Here is an 11,760-nt window from a genome sequence, read left to right on the forward strand (position 1 = left end):
CATATAAAGCTGCTTCAGCTTTCCAATTGACATCGAGCTCGGAAACAAGAGCTTCCAAGTTTGGATGGAAAACTGCTTTTGCATAAGGGCTCCAGTCAGCGTATTCGTCAATATTATCACCAAAAGCTTCTTCGTATTCATACTTGATGATGTCCTCAAAAGCTTTCTTGAACTGTTTACTTGCACAATCTGTGAAGTACATATCTACGTACTTTTGTCCCAGCTTGGAATTTTCCTTGAGAAGCTGAATCGCTTCAGCATTTTTGTACAGTTCGTCCCACGTATCGTCAACATGTGCTACAAAAGTATCGGTATCAAGTTCTACATAGTAGTCACGATCAAAAGTTACTTCGATGTCCGAATCACTGATGGTCGAATTGTAGAAACTACGAGCTGAACTATGGTCGGCCGCTACATCGTAGTTATCGTTGAACCATTCTTCAACAGCGTAATCGGCAGAAACCATTTTTTGCTCTTTCCAAAGCTTAGGGTAAGGCTTTTCCGTATAGTCGTCGAAGTACTCATCCGCTTCCCCAGATTCAAGCAGCTTCTTTTCCAAGACGCGAAAAACATCATTCTTGGCTAAAGAAACATATCCATCCAAGTAATCTTCAGAATAGATGGGTTCGTGTGCCGTAACTTCAAGCTTGTAGGTAGTCATTATTTTTTCTCCTTTTGTCTATTAATTTAAGGTGGTCAGGCGATTGCTCTAAAATACGTCCACGCCATATTCACCGAAGTAGTATTTGATGAAATAAGTTTGCGTTTGTCCGTCATAGCCGCAGGCATAAAATGCCAATCCGTAGTTATAATCAGTGTCACTCAAAGCTTCCTTAATCAAATCATTCAACTGTTCAGCAACAGCCTTGACAGCCGTTGGATCCTTACCACATACGGAGATAGGTACTGAATCCTCACCATATAATTTAGAGGCTTCTTTGCCACTATAAAAAGCGGTGTAGGTATCGTTTTCCGCATCATATTCATATTCAACGATAATCTCTTCTGGCTTCTTGTAAACTGTCATTTTGTTTTCTCCTATGTTTTACCGACATCCTACAACTGAAATTATACAATTCCGTTGGGGATGCTTCATCCTTGTTTTGCAATTGCGATTTGCCGCACGACATTGTTCACGTCCTTGATAAGGATAGCAAGATCCTTCTTTCTGCCATGCTCTGCCACGGCTTTCCGAACAACCCAGTTAGGGTCATGAACAAGAATGTCTAAGTCCTTGTTTCTACCGTGTTTTGCTACAGCTTCCCGAACCCATTCGTTTTCGTCATAGACGAGAAGGTCAAGGTCTTGCTTCCGTCCAACAGAAGCAACTGCTTCACGGACAAATGGATCATGATCGTGAACAAGCTTGTCCAGATTTCTATCACGCCCCTGCTTTGCAACTTCTTTGCGGACAAGAGCACTAGGATCTTTAACGAGCTTGTTCAAATCTTTTGGTCTATGGCCCCACCGAGCAACAATCACACGAACCTTTTCACTTGGGTCATTTACCAAGATATCAAGGTGCTTCTTATTTGCATAGTAAGCTACTTCTGCACGCACATCGGCGCTTGGATCGTGCACCAGCTTATCCAAATACGGATTGTTTTGCGTGCCATAGTGACTAGCCTTCATGGCAACCATAGCTCTTACTTCAGGTGATTCATCATTGACTAAGATGTCAAAGTATTTTCTCGTATGCATCGATTGGTCTGCATAAACAGCAACTTCCTTGCGAACTTTGACGCTTGGATCATGAACGAGAATGTCCAGATCCTTAGTACGCCACTTGCTAGCAACATCTGCTCTGATGTCCTCATCTGGATCGTTCACAAACTTGTCCAAGTTCGCACCATAAAGAATAATGGCTGCTTCCTTGATTTGCTTGCATTGTGACCAGCGAGGATCTTTCAGCAGATCATCAATGTCTGAGTCATTGCCATTTTTGGCAAGCTTGATCTTGTCTTCCAATTTGTCGCTTTCACGCCATTGCTTAAGCAGTTCGTATTTTTCCAAAATGTTAGTCATTGTTTTGTCCTCTTTCTTGTTTAATCGATAATTGCTTGAGTCTTACTTGTTAGGATTCTACGTTCCAAACGTCGTAAGGAAGAATGTTTACGTCCAGCCAGACAGACAAATAGTCATCCCAGACATACCAGTCTTCCAGTGCTTCAGTCTCAGTTTGATAGGTGTCAGCAGGCTTGCTGTAATCTGCTAAAAGCTGATCTTCAGTAATAACCTCACACCATACAAATTCCGGAGAATGGGTTTGTACCCAATTGATTACCTTTTGTGCTTCTTCTGTGTTCTTACATTGAACAGCATCGTTATAGTCAGTCTGTACAACGTAAATTGGTTTTTGATTGTTCATTTTTCGTTCTCCTTTAGAAATTAATCTTTTCTAGTTGATACTGCCGCTAAACAATTGCATGTAGGCGTCAGTATATTTGCCAAAACGTCTTCTAAAAATATCTGCGGCGTATAATACCACTTCATCATCATATTCATTGAGAAGAAGGTAGATCAGGTCCTTGGCGCGTCCTGCGTGAATGACAGTCTTAAGGACAGTAGCATCTTCGTCATGAACAAGAATGTCCAAATCCTTATCACGTTGATGCCCTGCTACAGCTTGACGTACCATCCAGTCGGAATCATGAACAAGAATGTCCAAGTCCGTATTGCGACCTTGGAGTGCAACTTCTTCCCGTACTTTCCAGTCGGAATCATGTACAAGAATATCTAAGTCCTTGTCGCGGCCTTGGGCGGCAACCCACCACCGGACATCTTCATTTGCATCATGCACGAGAATGTCGAGATCTTTGCCTCTGCCGTGTTCAGCAACGTAACCACGGACTTCAGCGTCTTCGTCATTAACAAGGATATCCAAATCCTTATCCCGACCAAAGCATGCTGCAATTTCACGATCACTTACGCAGTCGCTTTTAACGAGCTGGTCAAGCTGCTCATCAGTTTGTTCCCAGTATTCTGCGTTCCATTCCTCTTGTTGGTCTTCTGACATCTTGTAAACAGTCATTTTCTTTATCCTCTCTTTTTATGAAAAACAAAAAGGACTCAAACAACTGTATGTCGTGTTTGAGTCCTTTTGAGTATTGTGTTTGTGTATATAACTACTTATCGTTATTGCCTTTAGTCTTGTTATTTTCGTCGATCAGCTTTACATAGCTTTTTACATCAGCTTCGGTGATGTCTAATGCATCAAGCGCTTGATCCTTAGTTAAGCCAACCTTAGTCATCAGTCGCTGTAAGGTTACAAGTGTTGCTTTCGCCTGCTTAAGCTCAAGCTCACGTGTAGCTTCTTGGCGACCTTCTTGAATACCAACAGCCTTCTCTTCAGCCAATCTTGTTTGTAGTGTCATGATGTTCCTCATTGTAACTGGGTCATTGTTTACTTTGTCCAGCTCCGCCTTCAGAGTAATAGCAAATGGATAGTTCGTGTCGTAGTTGCCTTGTAAAACATGAATCAAGGCACGTAGATCTTCCGACAGTGGCGGATCTTGGTGTTCTGCATCTGCTTTTACGTTAATAATAGCGTGCGTGGCACCATTTTGCAATTTTGCTGACCTGCCAAAACTGTATTCTGGTTGATCTACATATCGAGCACGACCTTCTCCAAATGGATCAAAATCGCAGAAGAAAATGATGTAGTTATCATATAACCCTGCGTATTCTGTTGCCTTTGGAAGTGAGTCCTGGTCAATTTTCCCCTCGTAGTAGCGCATGCGCCTTCCGAGGTCGTCATTGTTCCTTTTTTGCATTTCGAGATCAAAGCCACGATTCATGTCATCACGGACGAAGACATCCAAACGAACATCTTTTTCGTTTCCAAGACTGTTGAACTGTTTTTGAGCAGTGTTTTCGACAATCTTTTTGATGTCAAGATCTGGAAAAATCGATCTAATTGCTTGCAAGGCAATTTCGTCATTTGACATCACCAAGCCAAATGCACCATCTGTTTTCAGACCGAAATATTCTTTTTCTGTCATATGTTGTTTTTCCTTTCTAACAAATCCTTTCTAAAAACAGGACTCAAACGCTATATGCGTCTGAGTCCTGTGCCAATAATATTTTTTCGATTATTTTCAACTATGGTGAGTCCATAATTGACTCCTTTCTAGTGCTCTGAGAGCACAAAAAAGAGGCTGCAAAAACTTCTGCAGTCTCCTCTAACCTTATTTCTCTGTTTGTAAAATAACTAAAAGCACGACAAATACGCCATGCAAGAATTGTAAGTCCGGCTAAGCCAGGCTTTTAAACACTACACGAAGAAACTTCTTCATGCCAGCAAAAATGCTGAAAAAATTGTTGACCTTGCGGCCCACTAGAGCAACTGTTCTAGTGCTAAGTCCCCTATGAGACCTAGGCGTAAAAAATAACAAATTATTTATTTACCCCTTAATTGTACATCTTGTCAGCCGAAATTGCATCCCCCGACACCATCTTCTCACCGCTACCTTGTTATTTCTGCTCAAGATTTTAGCAAGATTTTTCGTCTGATTTCTGCAGGTATTCGAACCGTTTCTGCAGGTTTTCTGCAGATCAACCGCTCAAAAGCCCGGCAAATCAACATTTTTTCTGCAGGTATTCGAATCGTTTCTGCAGGTTTTCTGACGGAAGCAAATTAATCTGGCAAAAGAAAAGCATCCCTAGCCTGTACATTGCTGTACGGGAGGGATGCTTTCATCAGAAATGACACCTTATCAATCCAACAATTCAACGGAATTTTCACCAAGTTCGGGAAAAGAGTTATCAGAAATGACACCTTATCAATCCAACAATTCAACGGAATTTTCACCAAGTTCGGGAAAAGAGTTATCAGAAATGACACCTTATCAATCTCTTTCGCACTGTGTGTCTGTCCCCTTCAAGGGAAAAGAGTTATCAGAAATGACACCTTATCAATCTCCACTTCAAGCTGAGTAAGGTACTTCTCCGGGAAAAGAGTTATCAGAAATGACACCTTATCAATTTGTTTAATTGTAATCTAAATCTAACGTTTTGACAAGTCCAAACAAAAAAGCAGTATCCCCCACCTCAATAGATTTCTCCATGGAAGGGATGCGGCTTGCTTTGCTAGCACGCCTTTCTTCTTTCTGCCATTTCTCGTACATCCTCGTTGGCATCATGGACAAGAATGTCCAAATCCTGACTGCGGCCCTGGCGTGCAACTGCCCAGCGTACGTCATCATCATTGTCGTTGACGAGAACATCTAAATCTTGATCCCTACCCTGTTCGGCCACTGTAAAACGTACGCGAGGGCTTTTGTCGTGAACAAGAATGTTGAGATCAGAGTCCCGATCCTGCTCGGCTACAACGCATCTTACATCTTCATCATCATCATGGACAAGGATATTAAGATCCTGACTGCGGCCTTGCTGTGCTACCATACAGCGTACTGCAGCTTCTTTGTCACCAACCAAAATGTTGAGATCTTGATCGCGTCCTTGAGCTGCTACAGCTTGTCGGACACGCCAGTCGCCATCGCTTACTAAAACCGTAAGATCTTTGTCCCTGCCATGACTGGCCACGAGTTCTCGGACTTCTGGTCGTTTATCGTGGACGAGAATATCGAGATCTTGGCCACGGCCTTGAAGCAGCACTACAACAAGGACATCTAGACTATCGTCCCGTACCAGAATGTTGAGATCCTGATCGCGGCCTTGCCTTGCTACTTCTTCGCGAACAAACTGTTCTAAGTCATTAACGAGGATGTCTAAATCCTTATCTCTAGCATGCTTAACGACCGCCGCTCGCACCCACGGGCTTCTGTCATGGACAAGAATATCGAGATCCTTGTCTCTCCCCCGCTCAGCTACAGCGATTCTGACGTTTAGGTCATCATCATGTACAAGAACATCCAAATCCTCTGCCAAGCCTTCTAAGGCCACCTCAGCCCGTACTAATGGATCAACTGATTTTGCTTTTTCGCTCATTTTCTTTTACCACAACATTTCCTGTACCGCCCAATGGGGATCATCCTTTAAGATTTCCAGATCCTGCGGTCTACCGTATCCAGCAACAATTCGCCGCACCCATGGATCTTTATCGTAAACCAGTTTGTCCAGATCTTTATCTCTTCCAACCCGTGCCACTGCCATTCTGACAAGCGGGTTAGGATCGCTGACTAAGCTGTCCAGGTCTTGATCTCGTCCTTGATAAGCCACTTCCGCCCGTACGCCTTCGTCGGGATCGCTGACCAGCATGTCTAAATCTTGCCCTCTACCTACTTCAGCAACAGCCATTCGGACTTCAAAGCTTTTGTCCCTAGCCAGCTTATCGAGGTACTTGTCGATCTTTTGCATCGCCACGGTTTCCCGCACTCTGATGTCGTGATCCTTGACCAGGATATCTATATCTTTTTCCCGCTTTCGCCAGGCAACTGCACACCGCACTTGCCAAGAAGAATCACCTGACAACCGGTCTAAATCGCTGCCTCGCCCGTAGTAGGCCAGCTCTAACAGTTCTTCTCTGCCTTTGGATTTTCGCCACTCTGGCAATCTTTCAGCAATATCTTCTAAACGGATTGGCGCCCGCACCGGTAGCATATGGAATGCCAGGTCACAGAGGATTGGATGTTCATCGCTGGCCAGCCAATAGTGTGCACCCTTTAGATCCTTGATCTGTCCGCTATTCCAAAGTTTTTGCAGATTTTCCATGTCCTTCTCAAACTCAGTTTTCGCCAGCATTTTCTTTTTTCTCCTTAGCACCAGCATAGTCGGGAATCTTGCAAGCCAGCATGTGTACTTCTTCTGGCTTAGTGTCCTCGCCAAATAATCCCTTGATGATTTCGTTCAGCTTTTCTTCTTTGTTGTTCATTTTTTGCCTTTCTTGCTTTCTAAAACTATTTCCCGGACAGCTTCATTTTCGTCGTTTTCTAACGTCTCAAGATCTTGCTTTCTGCCTTGGATGGCCACAAGTTTTCGAACGTGCCAGTCTTGATCATTCACCAATTTATCGAGATCCTTGCCTCGCCCTACGTTAGCCACTGCGCTTCGAACTTCTTCAGCTTCGTCATCAACAAGGATGTCAAGATCTTGATCGCGGCCAATTTTCGCTACTTCGGATCGCACGCTTGGCCTTTTGTCGTTAACGAGTTTATCAAGATCTTTAGCTCTGCCCTGCATTGCTACTACTGCTCGTACGTTGGCTTTCGAATCATTGACCAAAATATCTAGATCCTTGTCTCTTTTCCTGTCAGCCACTGATGCTCAAACGAAAGGACTTGGGTCGTTAACAAGTTTGTCCAGATCTTTGTCTCTGCCGTACCAGGCGACCTTCTGCCTGTCCAGCCAATTGTGGCTACCTCTCCAAACGTGTAGGCAGTCAGCCAACCATTCCAGATCTGCCATGCTGAATATCTCAAGCATCCCTGCAGCCTTCATTTGTTTTAGGTTTTTCAGGTCAAGTTCTCTTTCACTCATCACGCATGTGTCCTTTCTTATTCCGCTCATCCGCATTGTAGCGCAGATTTAGCGCATTTGCTGGATCTTGTTTTTTAGAAAACAAACCCCGCACTACGAAAGATCGTGAGCGGGGCGGATAATGTGTGTGTTGTGTGTTTTGTACTATAAGAGGTACAGTATAAGCATACTATTGTTTTCGTGACTTCGCAAGCGAACAGCAAAACGCTTGCTATTTTTTCTTTGAGCAACAAAAAAGCATCCCTGCCCTGTACATTGCTGTACGGCAAGGATGCTATCTTTATCAGAAATGGCACCTTATCAATCAACAAAAGTTTCTGAAGCGAAAACTCAACGGGAAAAGAGTTATCAGAAATGACGCCTTATCAATCCGTTTAATTGTAATCTGTTTCTAATGTTTTGGCAAGGGCTAAACAAAAACAGCCTCCCCTGCCCCACAGATTTATCCATGTGAGGGATGCTGTTTTTCTGCCTGTTTTTAGTTATTTTGCGAATTAGAGGTCAGTTTTGCATTCTTTGCTTAGAACTTAGGTGGAACAACCTTGCTTGCACCGGTATTAAACCCAGAACTTACTGTCACCTTGCTTACGTTCCAGCCGGACAGGTCAATCGAAAGTTTGCTGTCAAGATAGAACATAGACTGCATGTTGGTTGCTGATTGAGTGTCCCAGCTTTCAATGCCGTTAAGCGTAGTCAAGCTGGTCATGGAGCCAAATGCAAGAATAAAGTTCTCTACCTTGCTTACGTCCCATCCAGAAACGTCAAGCGTTTTAATCTTGTTGCAGCGGTAGAACAAGTCCTGCATATTCGTAACTTGACTGGTGTCAATGTTAGTCCCATCAAACGTTTCAAGACTGCCTGCACCATAGGCAAACATAAACATTTCGCTAGGCACAAACTCGTCAGTTGCCTTAAAGCTTACTGCCGCAGCAGGTACTTTCCAGCCACAGTTGCTGCCCTTTGAGGCAGCCTTGCCGGCTGAAGTGGTGTAGCCTTCATAAGCAATGTTGCCATTGTCTGTGAGCGTTCTTCTCAAGTCAACATTAGTTGCAGACGAGTAGGTCAATGGAACGGCAAGGTAGACGTAAGCTGTTTCCTTAGTTCCGTCAGCCTTGGTTACCGTACATTCAAGCTTGTTGCTTTGGAATTTGCCGTTTGCCTCCCCTGCCTTTAGATCCGCGTCAGTAACGAGGTAGTCAGCTTTTGTTGCCCCTGCAATAGCCGTGCCGTTGATGGCCCACTGATAGCTTGCGCCAGTCAAATCACTGTGCAGAGTCGTACCAGCGGTAAAGCCGAGCTGACCGGAATTTTCATAGGTCTCGAGTGCCTTCTTGTCTTGACTTGAGATTGAGAATGAACCCCAGCTTGTCTTAGATGAAATTGGTTCCTTGCCGGAAGCGTTCATCACAGCTGAATAGGTTATCAGACCTGTATATTGGTCAGTGCTCTTTGACGTGCCAGTAATCGTAACTGTATCTGAAGCAGTAGAACCAGAGAGAGAGCCGTCTGGATTGACAGTCCCATAGGCATCTTCTTCATTCCAGGTCTTCTTTCCCTGTGCTACGTCCAGATCTAAAGATCCGCTGCTGCCTACCAGCCCATCGCTTGCGGCGGCACTGACGTGTACGTAATTGCCTTCTGGAATGTTTCCAGTCACGTTAACGTCGTAAGAAACAGATTCATCGACATTGCCAACGGGCATGCCCTTCTTTGAAATCTTTGTCGGGATAGTAAGGATATACGTCCCTGCATCGTGAACGGCATCGCTGTCGCCCTCCTCCTTTGTCTTGGTGATGTCAGTCCCTGAGCTGTTCCAATCAGCCTTGTGCCATTGAGCGTAAAGGGTAACTGTCTGACCGCTTGCGGAAAGATCTGATACTTCTTGCTGATCAGCATATTCTGTCCCCTTGCCGTCTTTTTTGGTGTTCCACCCGCTAAAGACGTAGCTCTTCTTAGTGAACATATTCTTGCTTATGGCCTTGGCAGTCCCATAAACGAGACTTTCATCGTCCATTGAGCCAGATCCCGTATTTGCGTCAAATTTGATCGTATATGGGATACCTTTCCACTGAGCGTAAAGGTCCAGATCAGAATCCGGAGTGATGCTCTGAGAGTTGCTATAGCTGGTGCCATTGCCTTGGGCAGATGTGTTCCATCCATCAAAGGTGAACCCTGTTCTTGTAAAGCTGTTCTGCGTCAGAGTTGCTGTGTCACCTTTAGCCAGGATCGTATCGCTCATAGTGCCCTTGCCGCCATTGGCATGGTAGGAAATTTTGAGACCATTGAATTTCCATTGAGTGTAGATGGTCTTATCGCTGCTGGTTTGCAATGTAAACGGGTATTGATATTGGGCCCCGCCGCCGTCCTTTGCATCAGCAGCGCCAGTACTTTCATACGCCTTGCGGGTATAGCCAGGGTCTTCAATATAGATACCCACGCTGTCAGTACCATAAGTCTGATCCTTGCCAAGAGCACCGACATAGGTTTTAGTAGAGCCAGTGCCGCCATTAGGATCTACCGTAACGGTATAACCACGTTCCCAGACCCATGTACCAGCCCGGTCCACAGCATCCAATGTCTTATTTAAGCTCTTGCCGCTTGCATCATGCTCCTCACCAGTGAGGCCCAGCATTTCCTTTGCGCTCATGCCGTTTGACCCATCAGTCTTCGACCAGCGGCCTGTATACTCACCTGTTTTAGCAGGATCTGATAGGGAGTCTTCTCCTCCTTTAAGGATGAAGTCTTCACCTAGTTTCAGCTCGGATAACTTGCTATCACCAGAGAAGATATACTTTGTGTTGTTGCTTCCAACGTTCGTAATGCTTTTTGTCGACCATGCAGATAGGTCTAGCGATGTTAGGGATGAGCATTGATTGAACATGGCGTACATTGATGTAACGTTAGCAGTATCCCATTTTGATACGTCTAAATCAGCCAACGATGAGCATTGAGTAAACATGGCATACATATTCGTAACGCTGGAAGTGTCCCATTTTGACACATCTAAGCTGGTAAGGGATGAGCACTCGCCAAACATGGAGTCCATATTCGTAACCCTAGCAGTATTCCATTTTGACGCGTCTAAATTGACGAGCAGCGAACACCGGCTGAACATTGCGGCCATAGTTGTCGTTTTGGATGTATCCCAATTGTTTACGGCGATAGATGTCAATGATTTGCAACCACTGAACACCCAGCCCATGTCTGTAACTCTAGCAGTATTCCAATTTGACACGTCCAGAGTCGTCAAAGATGAGCATCCAGAAAACATAGCATTTAACGTCATCCCTGACTCAGTGTTCCAGTTGCTTACGTCTAGCGTTTGGAGCGCGGAATCGTTATAAAACATGTATTTAAACTCTGTACACTTAGACACGCCCCATTTAGATATATCCAGAGTTGTCAAGTTGGAACAATTGTCAAAGGTACCGAAAAAAGACGTGACTGACGAAGTGTTCCAGTCGCTTACAGGAATAGTCGTTAACGCCTTGCAGTTATAGAACATGAACTGCATTTTGGTTACTTTCGATGTATCCCACTTAGCAACGCCAGAGACAGTATCATCTGTCAGCTTAGGACAATTCTGAAACACGCCGTACATGTCGGTCACGCTGCCGGTATTGAATTTATCAAGCCCCGTGATCTTTTCAAGGCTTACGTCTTCCGCAAACATTGCTTGCAAAGATTCGGCAGAATCTGTCTTCAGATTGGTAAGGTCGATGTCGCTGCAGTTGGTCAGCCCAGCAAACAAGTAAGCCATGTTAGAGCCAGTGATCGTACCCTCCAACCGGATGCTTTTAATATCAGCTGCCTTCGAAAGCCAAGGGATTGTGCTATTTTTAATAGTATCGCCGGAAATTTCGCCGTATACGTCACCAATAGATCCAGTAGAGCCTTCCTGCGGCTTGATCCACAGTGTGCCATTGCCATCGATGCCCCACTTCACAGTCCCCCAGTCGCTCCATTCAGACACGCCAGAATCATCTTCTGAGGCAGCATGTACTATTTGTGCCCCTGATTGCGCTTCTGCTTGGGGATGCAAGACTGGAATCGCGGCAGCTGACAGAAGCACGGCTACTGAGTTTACGGTCACGAATTTCTTCGCGAATTTTGATAGTTGCATTAAAAAAACTCTCCTTTCTTCGCAAAAACTTTTTTGTCCATACTAATACTTGGTATTGGTGCGTCCGCAGTACCAATCGCTGCTACCGCTGCCACCGTGAAAATGTCTGATCCTGTCGTTTACGGAGTCAAAGCCAAGACCGAATTTCGGAAATTGATCGGCAAGCAGTAAATAAAAAAATGAAGGCGTTTTTTATTTAC

The 11,760-nt window shown here is 44.6% G+C and carries 13 protein-coding genes; 1 reads left to right on the forward strand and 12 read right to left on the reverse strand.

The window, feature by feature from the left end; genetic code table 11:
- The 6 genes from ACYVUV_RS11875 to ACYVUV_RS11900 all read right to left on the reverse strand — a co-directional run.
- Positions 1–661: hypothetical protein (locus ACYVUV_RS11875; RefSeq protein ID WP_484499502.1), on the reverse strand; the 661-nt coding region annotated here is incomplete at its 3' end.
- A 48-nt stretch (positions 662–709) separates the two neighbouring features.
- Positions 710–1,027 (reverse strand): hypothetical protein, encoded by a 318-nt coding sequence (locus tag ACYVUV_RS11880; protein WP_484499503.1) that lies wholly within the window; start codon positions 1,025–1,027, stop codon positions 710–712.
- 65 nt (positions 1,028–1,092) lie between these two features.
- On the reverse strand, positions 1,093–2,025 hold the full coding sequence (locus ACYVUV_RS11885) for a HEAT repeat domain-containing protein (RefSeq protein WP_484499504.1): 933 nt from the start codon (positions 2,023–2,025) through the stop codon (positions 1,093–1,095).
- 49 nt (positions 2,026–2,074) lie between these two features.
- Positions 2,075–2,368 carry a hypothetical protein gene (locus ACYVUV_RS11890; protein ID WP_484499505.1) on the reverse strand — a complete coding sequence of 98 codons (294 nt, stop codon included), beginning with the start codon at positions 2,366–2,368 and terminating at the stop codon, positions 2,075–2,077.
- Between the two features lie 30 nt (positions 2,369–2,398).
- A complete protein-coding gene (locus tag ACYVUV_RS11895) occupies positions 2,399–3,031 on the reverse strand; it encodes a HEAT repeat domain-containing protein (RefSeq protein ID WP_484499506.1) in 633 nt (210 codons plus the stop codon).
- A gap of 94 nt (positions 3,032–3,125) precedes the next feature.
- Positions 3,126–4,001 (reverse strand): Rpn family recombination-promoting nuclease/putative transposase, encoded by an 876-nt coding sequence (locus ACYVUV_RS11900; RefSeq protein WP_484499507.1) that lies wholly within the window; start codon positions 3,999–4,001, stop codon positions 3,126–3,128.
- Between the two features lie 688 nt (positions 4,002–4,689).
- Between ACYVUV_RS11900 and ACYVUV_RS11905 the strand changes: the two genes are divergently transcribed.
- Entirely contained in the window at positions 4,690–4,938 is a 249-nt protein-coding gene (locus ACYVUV_RS11905; protein ID WP_484499508.1) for a hypothetical protein, read from the forward strand.
- Between the two features lie 150 nt (positions 4,939–5,088).
- Here the strand turns inward: ACYVUV_RS11905 and ACYVUV_RS11910 are convergent, their stop codons facing one another.
- From ACYVUV_RS11910 to ACYVUV_RS11935, 6 genes are all read right to left on the reverse strand, one after another.
- Positions 5,089–5,949, reverse strand: coding sequence for a hypothetical protein (locus ACYVUV_RS11910; protein ID WP_484499509.1), 861 nt, complete (start codon positions 5,947–5,949; stop codon positions 5,089–5,091).
- A 6-nt stretch (positions 5,950–5,955) separates the two neighbouring features.
- Positions 5,956–6,702 (reverse strand): HEAT repeat domain-containing protein, encoded by a 747-nt coding sequence (locus ACYVUV_RS11915; RefSeq protein ID WP_484499510.1) that lies wholly within the window; start codon positions 6,700–6,702, stop codon positions 5,956–5,958.
- Positions 6,686–6,832 carry a hypothetical protein gene (locus tag ACYVUV_RS11920; RefSeq protein WP_484499511.1) on the reverse strand — a complete coding sequence of 49 codons (147 nt, stop codon included), beginning with the start codon at positions 6,830–6,832 and terminating at the stop codon, positions 6,686–6,688. Before ACYVUV_RS11920 ends, ACYVUV_RS11915 begins: the two co-directional genes overlap by 17 nt.
- On the reverse strand, positions 6,829–7,218 hold the full coding sequence (locus ACYVUV_RS11925) for a HEAT repeat domain-containing protein (protein ID WP_484499512.1): 390 nt from the start codon (positions 7,216–7,218) through the stop codon (positions 6,829–6,831). The genes ACYVUV_RS11920 and ACYVUV_RS11925 overlap by 4 nt, the downstream gene beginning before the upstream one ends.
- Before the next feature lie 6 nt (positions 7,219–7,224).
- Positions 7,225–7,365: a hypothetical protein gene (locus ACYVUV_RS11930; protein ID WP_484499513.1), complete on the reverse strand. Its 141-nt coding sequence runs from the start codon at positions 7,363–7,365 to the stop codon at positions 7,225–7,227.
- Positions 7,366–7,957: 592 nt separating this feature from the next.
- Positions 7,958–11,560 (reverse strand): BspA family leucine-rich repeat surface protein, encoded by a 3,603-nt coding sequence (locus ACYVUV_RS11935; protein ID WP_484499514.1) that lies wholly within the window; start codon positions 11,558–11,560, stop codon positions 7,958–7,960.
- Positions 11,561–11,760 lie beyond the last annotated feature (200 nt).

Source organism: Lactobacillus sp. WILCCON 0149 (genome assembly GCF_057197965.1).